We start from the raw sequence: 25,715 nt of genomic DNA, 5'->3' as shown, positions 1-25,715 counted from the left end.
GGCGCCGGGGCGGGGGGCGCGCCCGGCCCGCCCCGCGGCCGCGGGGGCGGGGGCGGGCGGCGGCTGTGGCCGGGCGGCCCGCCCCCGCCCGGCACTACCAAAAGAAGACGGGCGCCCTGGGCGCCCGTTCTGCTTACTTGAACTTGTAGACCACGTTCATCGTGGTCAACGTATCGGTCCTGCGCTTGTCGTCGGCCACGTCGCTGTTGTAACGGGCCTGCCAGCCGGCCTTCAGGGCCAGGTGCTCGTTCATGCTCACCGACACGCCGAAATCGTTCTGGCCGAAGGTGTTGTACGAGCCCGATTCGACCAGCAGGTTGTTGATCAGGTCGGTGTTGGACGTGATGGCGTACTTCAGTTCGAACTGGCCCTGACCGATCAGGCCGGTACGGGTGCTGTCGTCTTCGGTGCTGTGGGTGCGGCTGACACCCGGGCCGATCAGCGCGTCGAAGGAGAACTTCTCGGTGTTGAACAGGCGGGTGCCGTAGCCCAGGCCGAACGAGCTGCGACGATCGTAGGTGGCGAAGTCATCGCGCTCGGTACGCACCTTGGCGAACAGCTGGCGGTGTTCGCCCAGCTGCAGCGCGCTGCCGGCGGCACCGGTGTAGCGGTTGGCCGTGGTGTTGTCGCGGCGGGTGGTGGTGCCGTCGTCGTTGGTCTCGGTCACCTTGGAGCTGGAGCGCAGGCCGAACAGGTCCATGGTGTGCACCCAGTCGCCATCGGTGTAGCGCAGGCGCAGGGCGCCGTTGAAGCTCTCGGTGCTGCTGTTGCCGCTGGCGGCGGCAAAGCCCAGTTCGCCGCCGCTGCCGCTCCACGGCGACGTCATCGCCGCCAGTTCGGAGGCATCCTGGGCATAGGCCAAGGGCGCGCACAGCAGCAGGGGCACAAGCAGGGACACGCGCAGGGACATCGAGGGCTCTCCGAAGCGGTTAACAACCCGTGATGATACTGGAAGCACCCTGACCATCAGAACGGGTCGACAACGGCGCTTCAGCAGGCGTTACCGCCATCGCCCATTCAGGGGAGGTCGATGCGCAGCGCGGGGTCGTTGAAACGCGAGTAGCGCAGGCGCAGCTGGTACGGACGCCCTTGGTTGCTGCCGTTGCGCACGATCTGCCGCGGCAGTCCCTGGTCGTCCACCCAGTACTCCAGGCGCTCGCCGGCGGCACTGACCAGCCGGTAATGGCGGGTATCCACGCCGTCCAGCGACTGCCGGCCCAGATCCTCGGCCTGCAGCGGGGCCGCCGGGGCATCGGCGGGCAGCGGGCTGCGCCACTGTTCCAGCAGGCCGGGCGGCGTCGGCACCTGCTGGATCGCGCCACCGGCCTGCAGGAACATGGTGTCGCCGATGATCGTCTGTACCCCGGCCGGAGTGTGCAGCCGGAAGCGGTCGGGGGCGACGAAGTCCATGGCGCTGTGCACCGGCTGGGCCGCACCCAGCACGTCCAGCTCGGCGTGGAAGCTGCGCATTCCGGCCAGATGCTCGCTGGCGACGCGCACCGCCTGCGCCGGATCGGCGGCCGCGGCGGCCGGCACCGGTGCAGGGGCAGGGGCCAAGGCCGGGGCTGCAGCGGGGGCCGTGCCAGCGTCAGGTGCCGGGGCGCGATCACAGGCGGCCAGCAGCAGGCAGGCCAGCAGTGGCAGGGCAGGCAGGCGGCGCATCGGGCGCTCCATGGGGGCAGGGGCGCCCACGATAGCCCAAAGCCCCCGCACAACGCCCGCGACTCGGACATAATCGGGGGCATGGACCGATACGAACGCATCACCGCCCTGCATCGTCTGCTCAAGTCCGCACGCTATCCGGTGACGGTGGCGACCCTGCAGGACAAGCTCGGTTGTTCCCGTGCCACCGTCTACCGTGATCTGGCCTTCCTGCGCGACGCGCTGATGGCACCGATCGAGGGCGACGGCGAGGCCGGCTTCCGTTACCAGGCTGACGAAAGCGACCGCTTCGAACTGCCCGGCCTGTGGCTCAGCTCGGAGGAGCTGCATGCCCTGCTGGCCTCGCAGCACCTGCTGGCGCGGACCGGCGGCGGCGTGCTGTCGTCGGTGCTGGCACCGCTGCAGCAGCGCATCGAAAGCCTGCTGGCGGCGCAGGCCGGCGTCTCCAACTGGCCGGTCGACCGGGTCCGGGTGATCCCGCACCGCGGCCGCAAGTTCGACGAAGGCAGCTTCCGCACCGTCGCTTCGGCCGTGCTGGAGCGCAAGCAGCTGGCGTTCGAGTACCGTGCCCGCTCCACTGACGAATCGACCCGGCGCACCGTGTCGCCGCAGCGCCTGACCCACTACCGCGACAACTGGTACCTGGACGCCTGGGACCATGACCGCGAAGCGCTGCGCAGCTTTGCGGTGGATCGCGTGCACAAGGCGCGGGTGGTCGACAACGGTGCCCGCGACGTGGCCGAATCCGAGCTGGATGAGCAGTTGGGCGCCAGCTACGGCATCTTCTCCGGCCCGCCCAAGGGCTGGGCGACCATCCTGTTCAGCGCCAAGGCCGCGCGCTGGGTGGCCGACGAACACTGGCATTCCAAGCAGCAGGGCCGTTTCCTGCCCGATGGCCGCTACGAACTGAAGGTGCCCTACAGCGTCTCGCGCGAGCTGCTGATGGACGTGCTGCACTACGGTTCCGATGCCGAGATCGTCGAGCCGGTGATGCTGCGCGAGCAGGCCAAGGCGCTGCTCAGCCTGGCCCTGACCAACTACGAACATTCCTGATCCCTCCCCCGAGAGACCCGTTGCCCCCATGAAGAAGACCCTGTTGCTGCCCCTGTTCGCCGCTGCGCTGGCCCTGACCGCCTGCGGCAAGTCCGGCGAGCCCTCGCAGAAGCTGGTGGTGGCCGCCACCGCCGTGCCGCATGCGGAGATCCTGGACGTGGTCAAGCCGATCCTCAAGGAGGAAGGCGTGGACCTGGACGTGCGCGTGTTCAACGACTACGTGCAGCCCAACGACCAGCTGGTGCAGAAGCAGGTGGACGCCAACTACTTCCAGACCGAGCCGTACCTGGATGCCTACAACCGCGACCGCAAGACCGACCTGACCAAGGTGATCGGCGTGCACATCGAGCCCTTCGGTGCGTACTCGCGCAAGGTCAAGTCGCTGGCCGACCTGCGCGAAGGCGCCGACGTGGTCATCCCCAATGACCCGAGCAACAACAGCCGCGCGCTGATCCTGCTGCACAAGGCTGGTGTGATCGAGCTGAAGGATCCGAGCAACGCCCTGTCGACCCAGCGCGACATCATCGCCAACCCGAAGAAGCTGAAGTTCCGCGAGCTGGATTCGGCGATGCTGCCGCGCGTGCTGGACCAGGTCGACCTCGCCCTGATCAACACCAACTACGCGCTGGATGCCGGCCTCAACCCGACCCAGGATGCGCTGGCGATCGAGAGCAAGGATTCGCCGTACGTGAACTTCCTGGTCGCGCGCCCGGACAACAAGGACGACGCCCGCGTGCAGAAGCTGGCCAAGGCGCTGACCAGCCCGCAGGTGAAGGCCTTCATCGAGACCAAGTACAAGGGCGCGGTGCTGCCGGCGTTCTGATGGTGGGGTAGCGGGGGGGGGGGGGCCCCCCGGGGGGGGGGTGGGGGGGGGGGGGGCGGGCGGGGGGGGGCGGGGGGGGGGGGGCGGACGGGTGCCGCTCCGGGCGCGCGGACGGGGGGTGGCGGGGGGGGGGGGGGGGGGGGGGGGGGGGGGGCGCGGGGGGGGCGCGGGGGCCGCCCCGCCGGCGCAGTCGTGTTGTGGGCGCGCCCGGCCGCGCGCCCCCGCCCGCTACCGCCCTCAATCAACGTGGAAGGCGAGGGTGGCGGCCACGGCCTGCTGCCATCCGGCGTACAGCTTCTCCCGCCGCGCCGCGTCCATCTGCGGCTCGAAGCGGCGGTCCAGGCCCCACTGCGCGGCAATCTGTTCGCGGCTTTCCCAGAACCCCACCGCCAGCCCGGCCAGATAGGCCGCACCCAGCGCGGTGGTTTCGGTCAGCCGTGGCCGCAGCAGCGGCACACCCAGGATGTCGGCCTGGAACCCGGCCAGGAAGTCGTTGCCGATCGCACCGCCGTCGGCGCGCAGTTCGCTCAGGGCGATGCCCGCATCCGACTGCATCGCATCGAGCACGTCACGGGTCTGGTAGGCCATCGCCTCCAGCGCCGCACGCACGAAGTGCGCCTTGCTGGTGCCACGGGTCAGCCCGAACATCGCCCCGCGCACGTCGCTGCGCCAGTAGGGTGCGCCCAGGCCGACGAAGGCCGGCACCAGGTAGGCGCCGCCGCTGTCGTCGACCTTCGCCGCCAGCGCCTGGCTGTCGCTGGCGCGGTCGATCAGGTGCAGCTCGTCGCGCAGCCACTGCACCACCGAGCCGGCGATGAAGATCGAGCCTTCCAGCGCATATTCCACCTTGCCGCCGATGCCCCAGGTGATGGTGGTCAGCAGGCCGTTGCGCGAACGCACCGCCTGGGCGCCGGTGTGCATCAGCATGAAGCAGCCGGTGCCATAGGTGTTCTTGACCATGCCCGGCTGGAAACAGGCCTGGCCGAACAATGCCGCCTGCTGGTCACCGGCGATGCCGGCGATCGGGATCGGGTGGTCGAAGAAGAACTGCGGCCGCGTATGCGCGTACACCGCGCTGGAATCGCGCACGCTGGGCAGCATCGCGCGCGGGATGTCCAGCAGCGCCAGCAGGTCGTCGTCCCATTGCAGGGTGTGGATGTTGAACAGCAGGGTGCGCGCGGCGTTGCTGTAGTCGGTCACGTGCGCCTGGCCACCGCTGAGGTTCCAGACCAGCCAGCTGTCGATGGTGCCGAACAGCAGTTCGCCACGCTCGGCGCGCTGCTGCGCGCCCTCCACGTGGTCGAGGATCCAGCGCACCTTGGTGGCCGAGAAATACGCATCGATCAGCAGGCCGGTGCGCTCGCGGATCAATGCTTCGTGGCCGTCTGAGCGCAGCCGCTCGCAGATCGCGTGGCTCTGCCGCGACTGCCAGACGATGGCGTTGTGGATCGGCTGGCCGGTGGCGCGATCCCAGACCACGGTGGTCTCGCGCTGGTTGGTGATGCCCAGCGCGGCGATGTGCCGTGGGTCGATCTGCTCGCGGCTGAGCAGCTCGGTCATGGTCGCGTAGACGCTGGTGAGGATCTCGCGCGGATCGTGTTCCACCCAGCCCGGCTGCGGGAACAGCTGGCTGAACTCGCGTTGCGCGCTGCCGACGATGTTGCCGGCGCGGTCGAACAGGATCGCGCGCGAACTGGTGGTGCCCTGGTCGATGGCCAGCACGTAGCGGGGCGTCATGGGGCGTCTCCGGTGGCGATGGGGAAATCCTAATGCATCGGTCGCGCCGCGCGCCGCTGCTCTGGTAGCTGCCAACCTTGGTTGGCGCACGTGGGAGTACCGGGGTCAGAGCCCTTTCCCGCAGGAAAGGGATCCGACCCCGCGGCGCGGCTGGCCCGCTGTGGCCTGAAACACGGGGTCAGATCCCTTTCCCACGGAAAGGGCTCTGACCCTGCATCCATGCCTGCAGGCGCGCCACCTGCGCTGCGTCCAGGCGCAGGCCGAGCTTGCTGCGTCGCCACAGCACGTCCTCGGCCGTGCGTGCCCACTCAGCCTGCTGCAGCCACGCGACTTCGCGCGCATGCAGGCCACCGCCGAAGTCCTCGCCCAGATCGGCGAGCGCGGTCGCTCCTTCCAGCAGCATCGCACTGCGGCTGCCGTAGGCGCCGGCCCAGCGCCGCGCGAGGTCGGACGGCAGCCAGGGCGCATGCGCCTGCAGCTGCGCCCGCGCCGCCTCGGCATCGCCCCAGTCACTGCCGGGCAGGGCATCGCCGTGTGCCGTCCACGCCGGACCCATCTCAGGCAGGTGCGTGTGCAGCAGGTCCAGCGCTTCCTCGGCCAGCACGCGGTAGGTGGTCAGCTTGCCGCCCAGCACGTGCACGGCCGGCGCACCGCCGCCCTGCAGCTGCAGCCGGTAATCACGGCTCAGCTTCGCCGCCTGCGGGTCGGGGTCGGCCAGCAGCGGGCGCACGCCGGCGAACTGCCAGACCACGTCGGCCGCACGGATCGGCTCGCGCAGATAGTGGTTGGCCGCCGCGCACAGGTAGTCCACTTCCGAGGGCAGCACGCTGCAGCGCGCCGGGTCGCCGCGGTAGTCGGTATCGGTGGTGCCCACCAGCAGGTGGTCGTGGGCGAACGGCAGCAGGAACACCACGCGCCCATCCGGCTGCTGCAGCAGGCAGGCGCTGTGGTCGGGCCAGGGCCGGCGCAGGACGATGTGGCTGCCCTGCACCAGGCGCAGCGGGGGCGAACCATCGCCGGGCTGCATACGCTGCAGCAGGCCACCGGCCCAGGGGCCGGCCGCATTGGCAACGGCCCGGGCCTGCACGCTGTGGGTCTGTCCGTCGCTGTCTTCCAGTGTTGCCAGCCAGTGCGTGGGCGTCTGCTGCAGGCCCGTGCAGCGGGTGCCGGTGAGGATGCGCGCGCCGCGCTGGGCGGCATCCAGCGCGTTGAGCACCACCAGCCGCGCGTCATCCACCTGCGCGTCGGCATAGCTGAAGGCCTGTTGCAGGTGCGGCGACAACCACGACCCCAGCGCATCGGCGTGCAGCTGCAGCGAACGCGAGGTGGGGAAGGCCGGGCTGCGCCGGCCGAGGTGGTCGTACAGCCACAGACCCACGCGCAGCATCCAGCGTGGGCGCAGGTGCGGTTCCCACGGCAGCACGAAGCGCAGCGGGTGGACCAGGTGGGGCGCCTGCCGGCGTACGGTTTCGCGCTCGCCCAGCGCCTTGCGCACCATGCCGAACTCGCGCTGTTCCAGGTAGCGCAGGCCGCCATGGATCAGTTTGCTGCTGGCGCTCGAGGTGTGCGCGGCGAGGTCATGCTGCTCGCACAGCAGCACGCGCAGGCCACGGCCGCTGGCATCACGGGCGATGCCGGCGCCATTGATGCCGCCGCCGATCACCAGCAGGTCGATTTCGTGCATGGCGTCCCCGGGTCAGGTTTCTGTAGAGCCGAGCCATGCTCGGCTGCATTTCCAGAAGGGCAGTCGAGCATGGCTCGACTCTACATAAGGAAGTCGACCAACGGTCGACTCTACAAAACAACAACGGGCCCCGCAGGGCCCGTTGTTTCAACACAGTGGAGCAGGGAGCCGCTTAGAAGCGCGCACCGATGCCGAAGCCCACGGTCCACGGGTCAAGCTTGGCTTCGCCCACCTTCTGGCCGGCGACCTTCAGGTCCGGGCGCGAGTGCATGTAGCGGGCATCGGCGCGGGCAAACCAGGTGGAGTTGATGTTCATGTCCACACCCACGGTGCCGATGGCACCCTTGGCGTCCTTCAGGCGGATGTCATCGCCACCGGCGAAGTTCTCGTTGCTGAAGGTCGACTGGAAGTAGCCGACGCCCACGAACGGACGGAACACGTTGTCGGCCTGGCCGAAGTGGTACTGGCCGCTCAGCGCGACCGGCTGCTGCTCGACGCTGCCCAGGCGGGCATTGCCCGGACCCTTGACGCGGTGGTCGAACTTGTCGGCAGCGCCCCACAGTTCAACGGCCCAGTTGTCGTTGACGTAGTAGCTGAAGCTGACGGTCGGCGCCGGGCCGCCATCGACCTTCTTGATGCCGTCGATCGGATCGTTCTTCGGCTGCAGCAGCGACACGCCGCCAACCACGGCAAAATGCTTGCCCGAGGCGGTGTCTGCGGAGCTGCTGTCCTGCGCGAATGCAGCAGGAGCGAAGGCGGCGGAGGTCAGCAGGGCGAGGCTCAGAATACGGATGGAGCGCATGGGGGAAATCTCCTGTTGTTTCTTGTTTTGGGCCCCCGGTTGCGGGGCGATGTCACCGTAGTCGCCTCAACATGAATCGCATCCGACGCGCGTTAAAATTTGGTTTCCATTGTTCAGCGGGCAGAGCGAAACCGCTGTTTTATAGAGGTTTCATGCATATGCGATTGTTCATGCAGTTGGAGGAAACGTGAGCAGCGATGCGTTGTGCATCGGCCTGCCTGCGCGCGTCGATCGCGATTGCCGCGTGCTGGTGCTGGGCTCGATGCCCGGTGTCGCCTCGCTGCAGGAACAGCAGTACTACGCCCATCCGCGCAACCGTTTCTGGCCGCTGCTCGGTGATCTGTGCGGTTTCGATCCGGCGCTTGCCTACGAGGCGCGGCTGCGCGCGCTGGCCGATGCCGGTGTCGGCCTGTGGGATGTGATCGGCCAGTGCGAGCGGCGGGGCAGCCTGGATGCGGACATCGTGCGCGGTTCGGAAGTCCCCAATGCGCTGCCCGCACTGATCGCCGGCCTGCCGCGGTTGCGCCTGGTCGCCTGCAATGGCGGGGCGGCCTGGCAGGCACTGCAGCGCTGGGTTGTGCCGGATCTGGCGGCAACACCGGCGCTGCTCGCGCTGCCGTCCACCAGCCCGGCCAATGCCGCGTGGTCCCTGCCGCGCCTGCGCCAGGCCTGGCAGCCGCTGGCTGACGCGCTGGCGACATGAAGCGGACATCGTCGGGACAATACGCTACCCACTGGAAGTGCCCGCAGGCCTTTGGCAACAGCGTGTCCCGGCGGCGTGCGTACTGAAAACACCTGTAACGGTTGGCGCTGGCCCCCTCTGGCCGCACAATAGACGTTTCCCTACACCAGATTGCCGGAGTTATCCCCATGGCCGAAATCAAGGAAGCACTTGTCCCCGATATCGGTGACTACAGCGATATCCCGGTAATCGAGGTGCTTGTCGCCGTCGGCGACACGGTCAAGAAGGACCAGGGCCTGGTGACGCTGGAAAGCGACAAGGCCACGATGGAAGTGCCGTCCTCGGTTGCCGGTGTGGTCAAGGAAATCAAGGTCAAGGTCGGCGACAACCTCTCCGAGGGCAAGGTCGTGGCCCTGATCGAAGTGGCTGAAGGCGAGGCTGCCAAGCCGGCCGCTGCTGCCCCGGCCCCGGCCAAGGCCGCTGCCCCGGCCGCCGCCACCCAGAGCGCCCCGGCCCCGGCGGCGGCTGCCCCGGCCGCGCCGGCCGCCAGCGGCGGTGCCGTTGAAGCGCTGGTGCCGGACATCGGTGATTACACCGACATCCCGGTCATCGAGGTGCTGGTCGCCGTCGGCGACACGGTCAAGAAGGACCAGGGCCTGGTCACGCTGGAAAGCGACAAGGCCACCATGGAAGTGCCGTCCTCGGTCGCGGGCGTGGTCAAGGAACTGAAGGTCAAGGTCGGTGACAACCTGTCGCAGGGTGCCGTGGTCGCCATCATCGAGGCCGAAGGCGCTGCCGCGCCGGCCCCGAGCAAGGCCGCCGCTGCTGCCGCCCCGGCCGCTGCCGAGACCGCCACCAAGGTCGAGCCGGTCGCCGTTCCGGCCCAGCCGGACAAGCTGGCCGCGCGCGAGATCGCCTCGGCCGGTACCCCGACCAGCCCGCCGGTGCAGTTCAACGCCGATGGCGTGCTGCCGGCCAAGGTTCCCTATGCCACCCCGGCCGTGCGCGTGTTCGCCCGCGAACTGGGCGTGGACCTGCTGCAGATCAGCGGCACCGAGAAGGGCGGCCGCATCACCAAGGGTGACGTGCAGAAGTTCGTCAAGGCCGCGCTCAGCGGTGGCGTGCCGGCCGCAGCCGGTGCAGCCGTCGCCGCCGGTGGTGGCCTGAACCTGCTGCCGTGGCCGAAGGTCGACTTCAGCAAGTTCGGCGAGACCGAAGTGCAGCCGCTGTCGCGCATCAAGAAGATTTCCGGTGCGAACCTGGCCCGCAACTGGGCGATGATCCCGCACGTCACCCAGTTCGAACAGGCCGACATCACCGACCTGGAAGGCCTGCGCGTGGCGCTGAACAAGGAAAACGAGAAGGCCGGCATCAAGCTGACCATGCTCGCCTTCCTGATCAAGGCCAGCGCCGCGGCGCTGAAGAAGTTCCCGGAATTCAACGCTTCGCTCGATGCCAGCGGTGAAAACCTGACCCTGAAGAAGTACTTCCACATCGGCTTCGCCGCCGATACGCCGAACGGCCTGGTCGTGCCGGTCATCCGCGACGTGGACAAGAAGGGCGTGGTGCAGATCGCGCAGGAAACCACCGAGCTGGCCAAGAAGGCCCGCGACGGCAAGCTGGGCCCGGCCGACATGAGCGGCGGCTGCTTCTCGATCAGCTCGCTGGGCGGCATCGGTGGCACCGCGTTCACCCCGATCGTCAATGCACCGGAAGTGGCCATCCTCGGCGTCTCCAAGTCGGCCATCCAGCCGGTCTGGAACGGCAAGGAGTTCGCGCCGAAGCTGATGCTGCCGCTGTCGCTGAGCTACGACCACCGCGTCATCGATGGCGCCCTGGCCGCACGCTTCACCACGTACCTGTCGCAGGTACTGGCCGACATGCGCCGCGTGCTGCTGTAAGGCACCGCTTCGCCCCCACCGTGCGGCCGCTGCCCCCTGGCGCGGCCGCGTGAACAGATGCAGTGACAGCCCGCCGGCCACGCCGGCCGGGCACGAGGAAAACCACCATGGCCACGATTGAAGTCAAGGTTCCCGACATCGGCGATTACAGTGATGTGCCGGTGATCGAAGTGTTGGTCGCCGTCGGCGATACGGTGAAGAAGGATCAGGGTCTGGTGACCCTGGAATCGGACAAGGCCACCCTGGAAGTGCCGTCCTCGGCCGCCGGCGTGGTCAAGGAAATCAAGGTCAAGCTGGGTGACACCCTCTCCGAAGGCGCCGTGGTCGTGGTGCTGGACGCTGAAGGTGCCGCCGAAGCCCCGGCCAAGGCCGCTGCGCCGGCCCCGGCCGCCGCCGCCCCGGCCAGCAAGCCGCCGGTGACCCCGTCGCACCGCGCCCCGGCCGAGCCGGCGGCACCGAAGCCGGCGCTGTCCAGCGGCAAGCCGGCGGACATCGAATGCGAAATGGTCGTGCTGGGCTCGGGCCCGGGCGGCTACACCGCCGCCTTCCGCGCCGCCGACGTCGGCCTGGACACCGTGCTGGTCGAGCGTTACGCCAGCCTCGGCGGCGTCTGCCTCAACGTGGGCTGCATTCCGTCCAAGGCCCTGCTGCACGCCGCAGCGGTCATCGACGAAGTGGCCCATGCCGGTGATTTCGGCGTCGAATTCGGCAAGCCGACCATCACCCTGGACAAGCTGCGCCAGTACAAGGAAAAGGTCGTCAGCCAGCTGACCAAGGGCCTGGCCGGCATGGCCAAGCAGCGCAAGGTCCGCAGCGTGCAGGGCGTCGGCAGGTTTGTTTCGGCCAACGAACTGGAAATCACCGCGGCTGACGGCAGCACCCAGCTGCTGCGCTTCCAGAAGTGCATCATCGCCGCCGGTTCGCAGGCGGTGAAGCTGCCGAACTTCCCGTGGGACGACAAGCGCGTGATGGATTCCACCGACGCGCTGGAGCTGGCCGAAGTGCCGGGCTCGCTGCTGGTCGTCGGCGGCGGCATCATCGGCCTGGAAATGGCCACCGTGTATGGCGCGCTGGGCAGCAAGGTCACCGTGGTCGAGTTCATGGACCAGCTGATGCCGGGCGCCGACAAGGACCTGGTCAAGCCGCTGGCCGACCGCCTGAAGAAGCAGGGCATCGAAGTCCACCTGAAGACCAAGGCCTCGGGCGTCACCGCCGATGCCAAGGGCATCACCGTGACCTTCGAAGCCGCCGAGGAAGGCCAGACGCCGGCCCTGGCGCGGGGCACCTTCGACCGCGTGCTGGTGGCCGTGGGCCGCTCGCCGAACGGCAAGAAGATCGATGCCGAGAAGGCCGGCGTGCAGGTCACCGACCGCGGCTTCATCCCGGTCGACCGCCAGATGCGCACCAACGTGCCGCACATCTTCGCCATCGGCGACATCGTCGGTAACCCGATGCTGGCCCACAAGGCCACGCACGAAGGCAAGCTGGCCGCCGAAGTGGCTGCCGGCCACAAGAAGGAATGGGTCGCCCGCGTGATTCCGTCGGTGGCCTACACCAACCCGGAAATCGCCTGGGTTGGCGTCACCGAGACCGAAGCCAAGGCCAAGGGCCTGAAGGTCGGCGTGGCCAAGTTCCCGTGGGCCGCCAGCGGCCGCGCGATCGGCATCGGCCGTACCGAGGGCTTCACCAAGCTGATCTTCGACGAAGAGACCCACCGCATCATCGGTGGTGCCATCGTCGGCGTGCACGCCGGTGACCTGCTGGCCGAGATCGGCCTGGCCATCGAGATGGGTGCGGAAGCCGAAGACATCGGCCACACCATCCATGCGCACCCGACGCTGAGCGAATCGGTGGCGATGGCCTCGGAAATCTACGACGGCACGATCACTGATCTGTACCTCCCCAAAAAGAAGTAGCGCCGGGCCATGCCCGGCGGGCACTTCGTGCGGCACAAAAAACCCGGCGAAAGCCGGGTTTTTTGTTGGCCGAACGGTGCGGGCGCATGAAAAAACGCGGCGCCCGTTGCCCGGGCGCCGCGCTGGATATAACGGGTGACGTTCGATCAGAAGGTCATGCTGATGCCGGCCACCGGGCCCTTGAATTCCTGCTTCAGGCCGAGGACGCCGTCGCTGCCCTTCTGGTCCACGTCCAGCTTGAACCAGTCATAGCCGGCGAACACGCCGAAGGTCTCGGTGAAGCGGTATTCGACGATGGCGTTTGCGCGGCTCAGGTCGCCGTCGTAGTCGTCGAAGCTGCCCCACTTGGTGTTCAGGTACTGCCCCTGGATGTTGATCAGCCAGCGGTCTGCCGGGGTGAAGCTCAGGCGTGCGCCAACCACCGGGGCCACGCCGCTCTCGCTCTCATCCAGGAAACGGCCGTTGTAGACATTGCCCAGGTCGGCAAAGCCCTTGGCGCTCACCTTGGCCCATTCGGCACCCAGCTGCAGGCCCAGGTCGAACTTCTCGGTGTCCACCACCGAGTAGTCGTACACCAGGCTGGCGACCTGGTACTTCAGCTCGGCCTTGACGAAGCTGCCTTCCGGCACGTTGATCTGGCCGAAGGCGATGCCGTCATCCAGCGTCTCGCGGCGGTCCTTGTCCCACTTGAAGTAGTCGAAGATCAGGCGCTGGCGGTCGCTGAAGCGGAACACGCCATCAATGCGCGGCTCCCATTCCTTGCCGCCCATCTTGAAATCTTCGCTGACATTGACGTCCTGGCCGGCCACGGTGGTGTTGCCGCGGATGGTGTTGTCGTTCTCGATGTTCATCGCACCCACGCGCAGCGTGAAGCGCGGATCGCCTTCCGCGGCGTGGGCAGCATTGGCAAACGACGCGCCGGCGGCGAGCAGCGAGAGGGCGAGCAGGGTGGGTACGGGGCGCATCGCAGAGTCCTTGCAGTGGTTAATTCGGAATGAAGGCCACTGTGCCGGACGTGCAGGTCCACCCTACGTGAACGTATGGTCCACGCGGTGTGGACGGTTCAGCGCTGTCATGACGTTGCAAAGAAGATGGCCCCGGAGAGGACTACGGGGCCATCCTGGGACCTGCGGGGCGAAGCGTCGACGAGGTTGCTGCAGACAGGTCGAAAGGTAGGACCGGCGGCGCGCGGGAAAGTTCCGTGGCCTGCGACCAAAGTTGAATACGCTGCATCGCAACATGGCGCGGACGCTATTGTCCCCCCTGTGGGCCGTAAAAATCCTGCCGATTCGGCAACTTGCGGCTCCGTGGATGAACAGGCAGCGGTTGTCTCACAAATTGTCCCATTGCTATAATTTGGCGGCTCGATGAGGCACGCACGTTGTAACGGCCTCCGCCCTTCACAAGAACCATGTGGGACATCCTGTGCTGAACTCCGTTGAAGCGGGTCGGCGACTGATGCTGCGCGCCGCGGTCTATCCGCTGGTCGCAGTGGCTGTCCTGGCCCTGGCATTCCTGCTGCTGGCGGGGCAGAAGGCCGCACTGGGTGCGCTGCTGTCCGGCGTGGCGGTCTCGGCCGGGGGCTGGGTGGCGGCACGGATGGCACTGAGCGGGGGCGCAGTTGCAGCAGGTTCGGCGATGGCGCGCCTGATCATTGCGGTCGTTGCGAAGTGGGCAGTCGTTTTCGGCGTCCTGCTGGCGGGTTTCCTGGTCTTCAAGCTGCCTGCATTGGCGCTGTTGGCCGGTATCGCCGTCGGTTTGATGTTCCAGGTCCTGGCTCTGGCCAGGCGTTGACAGAATTCAATTAACTAAGGTTCCGGACACATGGCGGGCGAGGCTCTAACCCCTACCAGCTACATCCAGCATCACCTGCAGAACCTGACCGCACCGGTCGGCAACGGCGAGGGGATGTTCTGGCACATCCACGTCGATACCTTCCTCACCGCCGTCCTGATGGGCCTGGTGATCGTGGTCGCGTTCTGGATGGGTACCCGCAAGGCCACCGCCGGCGTGCCGGGCAAGTGGCAGGCCTTCGTGGAAATCTGCCTGGAGTTCGTTGACCGCCAGGCCAAGGACACCTACCACGGCAAGAGCAAGCTGGTCACGCCGATCGCCATCACCATCTTCTTCTGGATTCTGCTGATGAATCTGCTGAAGATGATCCCGGCCGATTTCATCGCCAAGCCGCTGGAAATGGCCGGTGTCCACTACTGGAAGCCGGTGCCGACCGCTGACGTCAACGCCACCCTGGGCATGGCCTTCAGCGTGTTCTTCCTGATGCTGTTCTTCGCGCTGAAGTCGAAGGGCCTGCTGGGCTTCATCAAGGAATTCCTGACGGCGCCGTTCGGCAAGTGGATGATGCCGTTCAACCTGATCCTCAACATCGTCGAGTGGCTGAGCAAGCCGATCTCGCTGGCGATGCGACTGTTCGGCAACATGTTCGGCGGCGAAATCGTGTTCCTGCTGATCTGGGTGCTGGGTGGTGCCGGTTTCTTCGGTGCCATTGCCGGTGGTGCATTCGGTCTGGGCTGGATGCTGTTCCACCTGCTGGTGATCCCGCTGCAGGCCTTCATCTTCATGATGCTGTCGATCGTGTACCTGAGCCTGTCGGAAGACGCTCACTAAAGTTCCAAGCTTCAACCAGTTTCACCTTCATCCGTTTCATCACCCTTAGCAACTTAGTTCCTGGAGATAACCATGTACTTCGCCGTCCTGACCAACTTCGCGCAGATTCAGAGCTCCACCGCCCTTGCCGTCGGCATCATGATCGGCCTGGCCGCGCTGGGCGCTGGCCTGGGTCTGGCCATCATGGCTGGTAAGTTCCTGGAGTCGGCCGCCCGCCAGCCGGAACTGATCCCGGTCCTGCAGGTCCGCATGTTCATCACCGCCGGCCTGATCGACGCCGCGTTCATCATCTCGGTCGCCGTCGGCCTGCTGCTGGCCTTCGCCAACCCGCTGTCGGCTGCCTTCGCTGGCGCCGTCACCAAGGCTCTGGCCGGCTGATACAGCGGTTTGAGACGACCGGGTGCTGATGCACCCGGTTTCGGATGAAGGCCGGATGCGCCGCTTCGGCGGCGCGTCCACCCCGAAACCAGCGATCGAGCTAACCATGAATATCAATTTCACCCTTCTTGCGCAGGCGCTCGCCTTCGCTGGTCTGATCTGGATCATCGCGACCAAGATCTGGCCGCCGCTGATGAACGCGATCGAAGAGCGCCAGCAGAAGATCGCTGAAGGCCTCGCTGCTGCCGACCGCAGCCAGAAAGATCTGGCCCAGGCGCAGGAGAAGGTCAACGAAGCGCTGAAAGAAGCACGCACCAAGGCCAACGAGATCATCGACCAGGCCCACGCGCGCGCCAACCAGATCGTTGATGCTGCCCGTAACGAAGCGATCACCGAAGCCACCCGTCAGAAGGAACTGGCCCAGGCTGAAATCGACGCCGCCGCCAACCGTGCCCGTGAAGATCTGCGCAAGCAGGTGTCCGCGCTGGCCGTGACCGGTGCCGAAAAGCTGCTCAAGCGCGAAATCGACGCCAACGCCCACAAGGCGCTGCTCGACGAGCTGGCCTCGGAGATCTAAGGATGAGCCAGGCCCTCACGCTTGCCCGCCCGTACGCCCGCGCCGCCTTCGCGACCGCGCGTGACGAAGGCACGTTCGCGCCGTGGTCGGACGCCCTGGCGTTCTCCGCCCACGTCGCCGCCGACCCGCGCGTGGCGGCCCTGCTCGCCAACCCGGAGCTGGGTCGCGACGAAGGCGTCGCACTGCTGGCACCGGAAACCCACGGTGAGACCTACTCGCGTTTCCTCGCCGTGCTGGCCGAATCGCATCGTCTGCCGCTGCTGCCGGAAATCGCTGGCATGTTCGACGCCCTGCGCGCCGAAGCCGAGCACGTGGTCAAGGCCACGGTGACCTCGGCGGCCGAACTGTCGGCCGGTGAGCTGGACGCGATCAAGGTCGCGCTGCGCAAGCGCTTCAACCGCGAGGTCGACGTGACCACCGCGGTCGATGCCTCGCTGATCGGCGGTGCCGTCATCGACGCCGGCGACGTGGTCATCGATGGTTCGCTGAAGGGCAAGCTGGCCCGTCTGCAGACCGCGCTCGCTAACTGAATTCATTTAACGTCCGGCCCCGCTGCCGGCACTAGGACTTGACGATGGCAACCACGCTCAACCCCTCCGAAATCAGCGAACTGATCAAGAACCGCATCGAGAAGGTCAAGCTGGCCGCGGAATCGCGCAACGAAGGCACCGTGACCAGCGTGTCCGACGGCATCGTGCGCATCTTCGGTCTGGCCGACGTGATGCAGGGCGAAATGATCGAACTGCCGAACAACACCTTCGCCCTGGCCCTGAACCTGGAGCGCGACTCGGTCGGCGCCGTGGTCCTGGGTGACTACGAGCACCTGCGCGAAGGCGACGTCGCCAAGACCACCGGCCGCATCCTGGAAGTGCCGGTCGGTCCGGAACTGCTGGGCCGCGTCGTGAACGCGCTGGGCGAGCCGATCGACGGCAAGGGCCCGCTGGGCACCGACCTGACCGCTCCGGTGGAGCGCGTTGCTCCGGGCGTGATCTGGCGCAAGTCGGTCGACCAGCCGGTGCAGACCGGTTACAAGTCGGTCGACTCGATGATCCCGATCGGCCGTGGCCAGCGCGAGCTGATCATCGGTGACCGCCAGACCGGCAAGACCGCAATGGCCATCGATGCGGTGATCAACCAGAAGGGCACCGGCATCAAGTGCGTGTACGTTGCGATCGGCCAGAAGGCTTCGACCATCGCCAACATCGTGCGCAAGCTGGAAGAGAACGGCGCGCTGGCCCACACCATCGTGGTGGCCGCGACCGCTTCCGAATCGGCTGCCATGCAGTACATCAGCGCCTACTCGGGCTGCACCATGGGTGAGTACTTCATGGACCGCGGCGAAGACGCGCTGATCGTGTACGACGATCTGTCCAAGCAGGCCGTGGCTTACCGCCAGATCTCGCTGCTGCTGAAGCGCCCGCCGGGCCGTGAAGCCTACCCGGGTGACGTGTTCTACCTGCACTCCCGTCTGCTCGAGCGCGCTGCCCGCGTGTCCGAGGAATACGTCGAGAAGTTCACCGAAGGCAAGGTCACCGGCAAGACCGGTTCGCTGACCGCGCTGCCGATCATCGAAACCCAGGCTGGCGACGTGTCCGCCTTCGTTCCGACCAACGTGATCTCGATCACCGACGGCCAGATCTTCCTGGAAACCGACCTGTTCAACGCCGGCATCCGCCCGGCCGTGAACGCCGGTATCTCGGTGTCGCGCGTCGGTGGCTCGGCCCAGACCAAGATCATCAAGAAGCTGTCGGGCGGCATCCGCATCTCGCTGGCCCAGTACCGTGAGCTGGCTGCGTTCGCGCAGTTCGCCTCGGACCTGGACGAAGCGACCCGCAAGCAGCTGGAGCGTGGCCAGCGCGTCACCGAGCTGATGAAGCAGAAGCAGTACGCGCCGATGTCGATCGCCAACCAGGCGCTGTCGATCTACGCCGTCAACGAGGGTTACCTCGACGACGTGCCGGTCAACAAGCTGCTGGCCTTCGAAGAAGGCCTGCACGCCCACTTCGCCAACACCCAGGGCGAGCTGGTCGGCAAGGTCAACGCCACCGGCGGTTGGGACAACGACATCGAAGGTGCCTTCAAGAAGGGCATCGCCGAGTTCAAGACCACCGGCAGCTGGTAATCGCGGTCCTGTAGAGCGGAGCCATGCTCCGCTGGACCAGATGACAAACGGTTGAACAACGCGGGGCAACAGCCCCGCGCCACGGGAAACAAGAGATGGCAAGCGGACGCGAAATCAAAACCAAGATCAAGAGCGTGCAGAACACCCGCAAGGTGACGCGCGCCCTGGAAATGGTCTCGGCCTCCAAGATCCGCAAGGCGCAGGATCGGATGAAGACCTCGCGTCCGTACGCGCAGGCGATGAAGCAGGTGATCGGCCACCTGGCCCAGGCCAGCACCGATTACCAGCATCCGTTCCTGGTCGAGCGCGAGCAGGTCAAGCGGGTCGGGTTCATCGTGATCTCCTCCGATCGCGGCCTGGCCGGCGGCCTCAACAACAACCTGTTCCGCAAGATGCTGGGCGAAGCCAAGGCATGGCAGGACAAGGGTGCTGAAGTGGACCTGGTGACCATCGGCCAGAAGGCATCGACCTTCTTCCGCCGCGTGAAGGTCAACATGGTCGGCAGCGTGACCCACATCGGCGACGTGCCGAAGCTGGAATCGCTGATCGGTGTGATCAAGGTCATGCTCGACGCCTTCACCGAAGGCAAGGTCGACCGCGTGTACCTGGTCTACAACCGCTTCGTGAACACCATGGTGCAGAAGGCCAGCTTCGATCAGCTGCTGCCGCTGCCGCCGGCTGAGAAGCAGGTCGCTCACCACGACTGGGATTACCTGTACGAACCCGATGCCGCGACCGTGCTGGAGCACGTGATGACGCGTTACATCGAGTCGCTGGTGTACCAGGCACTGCTGGAAAACGTCGCCTCCGAGCATGCCGCACGCATGGTTGCGATGAAGGCGGCGAGCGACAACGCCAACAAGCTGATCGGTACCCTCCAGCTCGTCTACAACAAGGCGCGCCAGGCAGCGATCACCCAGGAAATCTCCGAAATCGTCGGCGGCGCGGCAGCAGTCTGACCGCGTTCGTTCAAAGCACACATTTAGAGGATGCAGCAATGAGTCAGGGCAAGATCGTTCAGATCATCGGCGCGGTCGTCGACGTCGAATTCCCGCGTGAGTCGGTGCCGAAGGTGTATGACGCACTGAAGGTGGAAAACACCGAAATCACCCTCGAAGTCCAGCAGCAGCTGGGCGACGGCGTGGTGCGTACCATCGCCCTCGGTTCCACCGACGGCCTGAAGCGCAACCTGGTGGCCGTCAACACCGACCGCGGCATCTCCGTGCCGGTCGGCGCTGGCACCCTGGGCCGCATCATGGACGTGCTGGGCCGTCCGATCGACGAAGCCGGCCCGGTGGCCGCCAGCGACAGCTGGGAAATCCACCGTGCGGCCCCGTCGTACGAAGACCAGTCCCCGGCCACCGAGCTGCTGGAAACCGGCATCAAGGTCATCGACCTGATGTGCCCGTTCGCCAAGGGCGGCAAGGTCGGCCTGTTCGGCGGCGCCGGCGTCGGCAAGACCGTCAACATGATGGAACTGATCAACAACATCGCCAAGGCGCACAGCGGTCTGTCCGTGTTCGCCGGCGTGGGTGAGCGTACCCGTGAGGGCAACGACTTCTACCACGAAATGAAGGACTCCAACGTCCTCGACAAGGTGGCGATGGTGTACGGCCAGATGAACGAGCCGCCGGGCAACCGTCTGCGCGTCGCCCTGACCGGCCTGACCATGGCCGAGTACTTCCGCGACGAGAAGGACGAAAACGGCAAGGGCAAGGACGTCCTGCTGTTCGTCGACAACATCTACCGCTACACCCTGGCCGGTACCGAAGTGTCGGCACTGCTGGGTCGTATGCCGTCCGCCGTGGGTTACCAGCCGACCCTGGCCGAGGAAATGGGCGTCCTGCAGGAGCGCATCACCTCGACCAAGAACGGTTCGATCACCTCGATCCAGGCCGTCTACGTTCCCGCGGATGACTTGACCGATCCGTCGCCGGCGACCACCTTCGCCCACCTGGACTCGACCGTCACCCTGTCGCGTTCGATCGCCTCGCTGGGTATCTACCCGGCCGTCGATCCGCTGGATTCCACCAGCCGCCAGATGGACCCGCTGGTCATCGGCCACGAGCACTACGACACCGCCCAGCGCGTCCAGCAGACCCTGCAGAAGTACAAGGAACTGAAGGACATCATCGCCATCCTGGGCATGGACGAACTGTCCGAAGAAGACAAGCAGGCCGTGTCGCGCGCCCGCAAGATCGAGCGCTTCTTCAGCCAGCCGTTCCACGTGGCCGAAGTGTTCACCGGCTCGCCGGGCAAGTACGTGTCGCTGAAGGACACCATCCGTGGCTTCAAGGCCATCGTCGATGGCGAGTACGACCACCTGCCGGAGCAGGCGTTCTACATGGTCGGCAGCATCGAAGAAGCGGTCGAGAAGGCCAAGAAGATGGCTGAGAAGGCCTGATCATGAGCACCATCCGTTGCGACATCGTCAGCGCCGAGCAGGAAATCTTCCGTGGTGAAGCGACTCTGGTCGTGGCTACGGGTGAGCTCGGCGAACTGGGCATCGCGCCCAAGCACGCACCGCTGATCACCCGTCTGAAGCCGGGCAAGGTCGTGGTGACCACGCCGAACGGCGAGCAGCTGGATTTCGCCATTTCCGGCGGCATCCTGGAAGTGCAGCCGCAGGTGGTGACCGTGCTGGCCGACACCGCGATCCGCGCGCAGGACATCGACGAAGCCTCGGTCCGCAAGGCCAAGGAAGAAGCCGAGCGCATCCTGGCCAACCGCGGTGAAGCCATGGAAGTGGCCGAAGCCCAGCAGAAGCTGGCTGAAGCCGTGGTGCAGCTGCAGGCGCTGGAGCGCCTGCGCAAGACCCTCAAGCACTGAGGCTCGCGCCACACCCGCAGAAACGCCGGCCTCGTGCCGGCGTTTTTGTTTGTGTCGGCGGCGTTGGTAGAGTCGACCGTTGGTCGACTATCGCGCGCAGCGCGGGTTTCAAGCGGCCCCCCGAAAGAGCAGTCGACCAACGGTCGACTCTACCGGGTAGGTTTTCCCGCGGCCCCGACGGGTAGAGTCAGCCGTCAGCGGTAGACCACGTAGCGCATCAGCAGGAACGACACCGCGGCCAGCGCCGCTTCCACCAGTGGCTTGGCCAGCCAGGCGTACTGCAGGCCCAGTGCATGGTGGGCGGCGGACACCAGCAGTGTGCTGGCCACGGTCAGCAGCAGCCACAGCGGCAGGAAGCGGGCGAAGCGCCGCCAGCCCAGCCGCTGCCGGCCCTGCGCATCGGCGAAGGTGATCCGCCCGTTCAACCAGAAGCCCAGCAGCATGCCGGCCACGCGCCCGGCGATGTTGCCCGGGGCCACCGGCACGCCCGCCGCCGTGAGAGCGACAAACACCAGCCAGTCCAGCAGCAGCTGCAGCAGGCCGATGACGATGTAGGCGCTTCCCTGGCGGAGCAGGCTCATGGCGGCAATCGAGGCAGGCAGGCCGCCATGTTAACGGCCGACGCTCTAGAATCACCGGCAACGAACCACGGACCGCTGCCCCATGACTCAAGCCCTGCACGTCATCATCCTCGCCGCCGGCGCTGGCAAGCGCATGAAATCCGTGTTGCCGAAAGTGCTGCAGCCGATTGCCGGCCAGCCGATGCTGGCCCATGTGATCGCCGCGGCACGCGAACTGCAGCCCGCCGCCATCCATGTGGTGTACGGCCATGGCGGTGAAGCCGTGCGGCAGCGCTTTGCCGACCAGGCCGACCTGTTGTGGGCCGAACAGGCGCAGCAGCTGGGTACCGGCCATGCGGTGGCGCAGGCGATGCCGGAAGTGCCGGATGCGGCGCAGGTGCTGGTGCTGTACGGCGACGTGCCGCTGATCCGCGCGGACACCCTGCGCCACCTGCTGGCGCAGCCGGGTCGCCTTGCGGTGCTGGTGGCCGAGGTCGACGACCCGACCGGCTATGGCCGCGTGCTGCGCGATGCCGAAGGCCGGGTCGGTTCGATCGTCGAGCAGAAGGACGCCAACGAAGACCAGCTGCGGGTGCGCACCATCAATACCGGCATCATTGCCGCCGAATCGACCGCGCTGCGCCGCTGGCTGTCGCAGCTCTCCAACAGCAACGCGCAGGGCGAGTACTACCTGACCGATGTGTTTGCCTTCGCCGCGCACGAGTACACCCCGGCGGAGATGGCGCTGGTGTCCGACGCGCAGGAAGCCGAAGGCGCGAATGATCCCTGGCAGCTGTCGCAGCTGGAGCGTGCATGGCAGCGCCGCGCGGTGCGTGCCCTGTGTACGCATGGCGCGCGCGTGCTCGATCCGGCGCGACTGGATATCCGCGGCGAGGTCACGGTCGGCAGCGACGTGCTGATCGATGTCGATGTGATCCTGGAAGGCAGGGTGGAGCTGGCCGACGGCGTGACCGTGGGGCCGTTCACCCGCTTGAAGGATGTGAGCCTGGGGCCGGGTACCGAAGTGCGCGCGCACTGTGACCTGGAAGGCGTGGTGTCCGAAGGTGCCGCGCAGATCGGCCCGTTCGCGCGCCTGCGCCCGGGCACCGTGCTGGCCGACGGCGTGCACGTGGGCAACTTCGTGGAAACCAAGAAGGTCACCCTGGGCGTGGGCAGCAAGGCCAACCACCTGACCTACCTGGGCGATGCGGTGATCGGCAGCAAGGTCAACATCGGCGCCGGCACCATCACCTGCAACTACGACGGGGTGAACAAGTCGACCACGACCATCGGCGACAAGGCCTTCATCGGTTCCAACAGCGCGCTGGTGGCACCGGTGACCATTGGTGAAGGCGCGACCATCGCGGCGGGCTCGGTCATCACTCGTGATGCGCCGGACGGCAAGCTGACCCTGGCCCGTGCGCGGCAGGAGACGATCGACGGCTGGAAGCGGCCGGTGAAGAAGGGTTGAGGAGAGGCCGCCGGGCATGGCCCGGCGCTACCTTGGCGGACATTCCCCCGTAGATCCACGCCATGCGTGGATGCGGCCAACCGGTCAACTCACCGGCAGCAGGATCGACACGCACAAGCCGCCATCACCGCGGTTCTGCAGGGAAACCCTGCCGCCGTGTGCCTCGACGATCTCGCGGGTCAGCGCCAGGCCCAGGCCGGTGCCGTTGCGCTTGGTTGAATAGAACGGCATCAGCGCGTTCTGCAGCACCTGCTCGTTCATGCCCTTGCCGCGGTCCAGCACGTCCAGGCGCAGCCACTGCGGCAGGCGCGTCAGCTGCACCTGCACGTCGTCGTTGGGCGGCTCCGCTTCGGCACAGGCTTCGTGCGCGTTCTTCAGCAGGTTCAACAGCGCTTGGCCGAACTGGGCGATGTCGATGCGGCTGCTCAGCGTCTCGTCCGGCTCGCGGTCCATGCCGAAGGGAATCTGCTGGCGCAGGCTCGACAGGAACGGCGCCCAGTGCACGGTCTGCAGCTGCGGCTGCGGCAGTTTGGCGAAGCGTGCATAGCCGCGGATGAAGCCTTCCAGATGGCGTGCGCGGTCTTCGATGGTGCTGAAGATCTCCGGCAGGCGATCAAAGCGTTCGCGCTTTACCAGTTCGCCGCCGGAATGGGCCAGCGAGGCGATCGGTGCCAGCGAGTTGTTCAGTTCGTGGCTGATCACCCGGATCACCTTCTTCCAGGTCTGCACTTCCTGGCGGCGCAGTTCGGCGGTCAGCTGGCGCACCAGCAGCAGATCGTGCGGGCGGCCGTTCAGATGGAACGCGCGCCGCGAAAGATGGTAGACCTGCTCGTCGTCCTCATCGGGCTCGACGCCCTCCTCGACTTCCGCGCGCACCGCGAACAGGCTGTCACCACCGCGTGCGATGGCATCGCGCAGTTCCACCGGCAGCTGTTCGAGCACCTCTTCCATGCGCTGGCCTTCCAGCTTCCAGCCACCGTGCAGCAGCTTGCGTGCGGCCAGGTTGGAGAACACCACGCGGGAAATGCCATCGCCACCGGCCGCGATCAGCAGCATCGCCACCGGCGTGTTCTGCACCATGGTGTCCAGCAGCAGTTCGCGCTGCACCAGGCCCTGGCGCTGCTCGCGCAGCACGTCGCCCAGTTCGCGGTGTGCGTCCACCAGGTCGCCCAGTTCGTCGTTGCCCGGCCAGTACACGCCAAAGTTGAACTCACCATCGCGATAGCTGCTGGTGGTGCCGGCCAGTGCGCGCATCAGCGAGCGCACCGGTGCGGTGGCGCGGCGCAGCGACCACCACATCAGCGACAGCAGCACGACCGAGGAGATCCCCGTCACCCACCAGCCGTGGTTCATCCAGTAGGCCAGCAGCCACGGCAGCGCGGCGGCCAGCGCCAGCACCGGCAGCAGGCGCAGGAACAGGAGGAAAGTGAAGGAGCGCCGTTTCATTCGCGCGGAATGCCGTGGCGGTCCATGCGCCGGTACAGCGCCTGGCGGCTCAGGCCGAGCTCGGCCGCGGCCTGGGCGATGACGCCGTGGTTGCGGGCCAGCACGTCCTCGATGCGTGCACGGTCGGGATCATTGCCGGCGCTCGGCGTCGGGCGCGGCGCGGCTGCTGCACGCGGCAGGTTGAGGTCGGCCACCTCGATGCGGTTGCCGCTGGCCAGCAGCTCGGCGCGCTGGATCACGTTGCGCAGCTCGCGCACGTTGCCCGGCCACGGGTGCCGCTGCAGTGCGGTGGCAGCAGCGGTGGACAGCGGCTTGCCGGCGCTGAGGAACCGTTCGGCAAGCGGCACGATGTCGCCCGGGCGTTCCGCCAGCGGCGGCAGCACCAGTTCCACCGTGTTGAGTCGGTAATAGAGGTCTTCGCGGAAGCTGCCGTCGCGGATCATCGCCGGCAGGTCGGCGTTGGTCGCGCTGACCACGCGGACCTTCACCTGGCGCTCGCGGTTGGAGCCCAGGCGCTCGAAGCGGCCGGTTTCCAGTACGCGCAGCAGCTTCATCTGCCCGCCCAGCGACAGGTTGCCGATCTCGTCCAGGAACAGCGTGCCGCCGTCGGCGGCTTCGAACTTGCCCTCGCGCGCCTTGTTGGCACCGGTGTAGGCACCGGCTTCGGCGCCGAACAGTTCGGCCTCGATCAGCTCGGAGGGCAGGGCACCGCAGTTGACCGCCACGAACGGGCCCTTGGCCACCAGTGAATTGGCCTGGATGATCTGCGCGATCTTTTCCTTGCCGGCGCCATTGGGGCCGGTGATCAGCACCGGCAGTTCCGAACGCGCGACCTGGCAGGCCAGGGCGATGACACGTTCGCTGGCGGGATCGGCGAACACCGCGCCGCACAGCTCGTATTTCTGTTCCAGCGCGTTGCGCTGGCGTTCCTCGCGGGCGCGGCGCTGGTCCAGCTCGCGACGCGCTTCGGACAGTTCCAGCAGGTTGTTGACCGTGGTCAGCAGCTTGCGGTCATCCCACGGCTTGGCCAGGTAATCGGCGGCACCGGCCTTGACCAGGTCCACCGCGCTGCTCAGGTGCGTCCAGGCGGTGAGCAGGATGACCGGCAGGTCGGGATGGCGCGCGCGGATCTGCGCGAACAGGGCCTCGCCTTCTTCGCCCGAGGTCGTGTCCTCGGTGAAGTTCATGTCCTGGATGACCAGGTCGACGGCGTGTGCTTCCAGCATCGCCAGGCCGTCGGCCGGGCTCTGCGCCTGCAGGGTGTCGATGTCATGCAGGGAAAACAGCACATCCAGTGCGGTACCCACGCTGGCGTTGTCGTCGATGATCAGGATCGCGGGCATGGTTCGAATATAGGTAGCGGGCGGGCCCGCCCCCGGGGGACGCGCTGGGGGGGGTTGTGGCACCCCCCCCCGCGCGCGCCGGGCGCGCCCATACGAACCCCAAA

Annotated in this window: 24 protein-coding genes; 15 read left to right on the top strand and 9 right to left on the bottom strand. The window is 66.8% G+C overall.

What is annotated here, in order from left to right; translation table 11 throughout:
- Positions 1–133 precede the first annotated feature (133 nt).
- Together ACVOK1_RS14710 and ACVOK1_RS14705 are read right to left on the bottom strand one after the other, a co-directional pair.
- Positions 134–910, bottom strand: coding sequence for a DUF481 domain-containing protein (locus tag ACVOK1_RS14710; RefSeq protein WP_116865221.1), 777 nt, complete (start codon positions 908–910; stop codon positions 134–136).
- Positions 911–1,017: 107 nt separating this feature from the next.
- Positions 1,018–1,662 (bottom strand): hypothetical protein, encoded by a 645-nt coding sequence (locus ACVOK1_RS14705; RefSeq protein ID WP_406234514.1) that lies wholly within the window; start codon positions 1,660–1,662, stop codon positions 1,018–1,020.
- 81 nt (positions 1,663–1,743) lie between these two features.
- Between ACVOK1_RS14705 and ACVOK1_RS14700 the strand changes: the two genes are divergently transcribed.
- Both ACVOK1_RS14700 and ACVOK1_RS14695 read left to right on the top strand, forming a co-directional pair.
- Positions 1,744–2,715, top strand: a complete 972-nt coding sequence (locus tag ACVOK1_RS14700) for a helix-turn-helix transcriptional regulator (RefSeq protein ID WP_108770097.1) — start codon at positions 1,744–1,746, stop codon at positions 2,713–2,715.
- Between the two features lie 28 nt (positions 2,716–2,743).
- Positions 2,744–3,538 (top strand): MetQ/NlpA family ABC transporter substrate-binding protein, encoded by a 795-nt coding sequence (locus tag ACVOK1_RS14695; RefSeq protein WP_313145795.1) that lies wholly within the window; start codon positions 2,744–2,746, stop codon positions 3,536–3,538.
- A 237-nt stretch (positions 3,539–3,775) separates the two neighbouring features.
- Here ACVOK1_RS14695 and glpK read toward each other — a convergent pair whose 3' ends face one another.
- The 3 genes from glpK to ACVOK1_RS14680 form a co-directional block, all read right to left on the bottom strand.
- On the bottom strand, positions 3,776–5,275 hold the full coding sequence (gene glpK / locus ACVOK1_RS14690; protein WP_481562494.1) for a glycerol kinase GlpK: 1,500 nt from the start codon (positions 5,273–5,275) through the stop codon (positions 3,776–3,778).
- 178 nt (positions 5,276–5,453) lie between these two features.
- Complete coding sequence (glpD, locus tag ACVOK1_RS14685; protein ID WP_481562493.1) at positions 5,454–6,959, bottom strand: glycerol-3-phosphate dehydrogenase; 1,506 nt, start codon at positions 6,957–6,959, stop codon at positions 5,454–5,456.
- Between the two features lie 172 nt (positions 6,960–7,131).
- On the bottom strand, positions 7,132–7,761 hold the full coding sequence (locus ACVOK1_RS14680) for an OmpW/AlkL family protein (RefSeq protein WP_481562492.1): 630 nt from the start codon (positions 7,759–7,761) through the stop codon (positions 7,132–7,134).
- Positions 7,762–7,948: 187 nt separating this feature from the next.
- Between ACVOK1_RS14680 and ACVOK1_RS14675 the strand changes: the two genes are divergently transcribed.
- From ACVOK1_RS14675 to lpdA, 3 genes are all read left to right on the top strand, one after another.
- A complete protein-coding gene (locus tag ACVOK1_RS14675; RefSeq protein ID WP_406234520.1) occupies positions 7,949–8,464 on the top strand; it encodes a DNA-deoxyinosine glycosylase in 516 nt (171 codons plus the stop codon).
- A gap of 167 nt (positions 8,465–8,631) precedes the next feature.
- A complete protein-coding gene (gene aceF, locus ACVOK1_RS14670) occupies positions 8,632–10,344 on the top strand; it encodes a dihydrolipoyllysine-residue acetyltransferase (RefSeq protein WP_481562491.1) in 1,713 nt (570 codons plus the stop codon).
- Positions 10,345–10,451: 107 nt separating this feature from the next.
- Positions 10,452–12,260: a dihydrolipoyl dehydrogenase gene (gene lpdA / locus ACVOK1_RS14665; protein ID WP_481562490.1), complete on the top strand. Its 1,809-nt coding sequence runs from the start codon at positions 10,452–10,454 to the stop codon at positions 12,258–12,260.
- Positions 12,261–12,406: 146 nt separating this feature from the next.
- Here lpdA and ACVOK1_RS14660 read toward each other — a convergent pair whose 3' ends face one another.
- Complete coding sequence (locus ACVOK1_RS14660) at positions 12,407–13,225, bottom strand: hypothetical protein (protein WP_200753000.1); 819 nt, start codon at positions 13,223–13,225, stop codon at positions 12,407–12,409.
- Positions 13,226–13,718: 493 nt separating this feature from the next.
- Between ACVOK1_RS14660 and ACVOK1_RS14655 the strand changes: the two genes are divergently transcribed.
- The 9 genes from ACVOK1_RS14655 (at position 13,719) to ACVOK1_RS14615 (ending at position 20,791) form a co-directional block, all read left to right on the top strand.
- The gene (locus tag ACVOK1_RS14655) at positions 13,719–14,054 is read left to right on the top strand and encodes a hypothetical protein (RefSeq protein ID WP_079223564.1); all 336 of its coding nucleotides are present in this window, start codon (positions 13,719–13,721) and stop codon (positions 14,052–14,054) included.
- Between the two features lie 30 nt (positions 14,055–14,084).
- On the top strand, positions 14,085–14,885 hold the full coding sequence (gene atpB / locus ACVOK1_RS14650; RefSeq protein WP_079223562.1) for a F0F1 ATP synthase subunit A: 801 nt from the start codon (positions 14,085–14,087) through the stop codon (positions 14,883–14,885).
- A 72-nt stretch (positions 14,886–14,957) separates the two neighbouring features.
- Positions 14,958–15,263, top strand: a complete 306-nt coding sequence (atpE, locus tag ACVOK1_RS14645; protein ID WP_005411133.1) for a F0F1 ATP synthase subunit C — start codon at positions 14,958–14,960, stop codon at positions 15,261–15,263.
- A gap of 106 nt (positions 15,264–15,369) precedes the next feature.
- Entirely contained in the window at positions 15,370–15,840 is a 471-nt protein-coding gene (locus ACVOK1_RS14640) for a F0F1 ATP synthase subunit B (protein WP_005419512.1), read from the top strand.
- Positions 15,841–15,842: 2 nt separating this feature from the next.
- Positions 15,843–16,370: a F0F1 ATP synthase subunit delta gene (locus tag ACVOK1_RS14635; RefSeq protein WP_481562489.1), complete on the top strand. Its 528-nt coding sequence runs from the start codon at positions 15,843–15,845 to the stop codon at positions 16,368–16,370.
- 44 nt (positions 16,371–16,414) lie between these two features.
- On the top strand, positions 16,415–17,962 hold the full coding sequence (gene atpA, locus ACVOK1_RS14630) for a F0F1 ATP synthase subunit alpha (protein WP_313204979.1): 1,548 nt from the start codon (positions 16,415–16,417) through the stop codon (positions 17,960–17,962).
- 95 nt (positions 17,963–18,057) lie between these two features.
- A complete protein-coding gene (gene atpG, locus ACVOK1_RS14625) occupies positions 18,058–18,921 on the top strand; it encodes a F0F1 ATP synthase subunit gamma (protein ID WP_010481324.1) in 864 nt (287 codons plus the stop codon).
- Positions 18,922–18,959: 38 nt separating this feature from the next.
- Entirely contained in the window at positions 18,960–20,366 is a 1,407-nt protein-coding gene (gene atpD, locus ACVOK1_RS14620; RefSeq protein ID WP_079223556.1) for a F0F1 ATP synthase subunit beta, read from the top strand.
- A 2-nt stretch (positions 20,367–20,368) separates the two neighbouring features.
- The gene (locus ACVOK1_RS14615; RefSeq protein WP_005411127.1) at positions 20,369–20,791 is read left to right on the top strand and encodes a F0F1 ATP synthase subunit epsilon; all 423 of its coding nucleotides are present in this window, start codon (positions 20,369–20,371) and stop codon (positions 20,789–20,791) included.
- A 194-nt stretch (positions 20,792–20,985) separates the two neighbouring features.
- On the opposite strand, the gene ACVOK1_RS14610 is transcribed toward ACVOK1_RS14615, so the two are convergent.
- Entirely contained in the window at positions 20,986–21,372 is a 387-nt protein-coding gene (locus ACVOK1_RS14610; protein WP_481562488.1) for a GtrA family protein, read from the bottom strand.
- Between the two features lie 82 nt (positions 21,373–21,454).
- Between ACVOK1_RS14610 and glmU the strand changes: the two genes are divergently transcribed.
- A complete protein-coding gene (glmU, locus tag ACVOK1_RS14605; protein ID WP_481562487.1) occupies positions 21,455–22,822 on the top strand; it encodes a bifunctional UDP-N-acetylglucosamine diphosphorylase/glucosamine-1-phosphate N-acetyltransferase GlmU in 1,368 nt (455 codons plus the stop codon).
- Between the two features lie 84 nt (positions 22,823–22,906).
- Here the strand turns inward: glmU and ACVOK1_RS14600 are convergent, their stop codons facing one another.
- Positions 22,907–24,268 carry a sensor histidine kinase gene (locus ACVOK1_RS14600; protein WP_481562486.1) on the bottom strand — a complete coding sequence of 454 codons (1,362 nt, stop codon included), beginning with the start codon at positions 24,266–24,268 and terminating at the stop codon, positions 22,907–22,909.
- The gene (locus tag ACVOK1_RS14595; RefSeq protein ID WP_313145813.1) at positions 24,265–25,611 is read right to left on the bottom strand and encodes a sigma-54-dependent transcriptional regulator; all 1,347 of its coding nucleotides are present in this window, start codon (positions 25,609–25,611) and stop codon (positions 24,265–24,267) included. Before ACVOK1_RS14595 ends, ACVOK1_RS14600 begins: the two co-directional genes overlap by 4 nt.
- Positions 25,612–25,715: the final 104 nt, after the last annotated feature.

It is taken from the genome of Stenotrophomonas sp. STEN087 (genome assembly GCF_056759115.1).
This window is presented reverse-complemented; position numbering and strand designations above follow the sequence as displayed.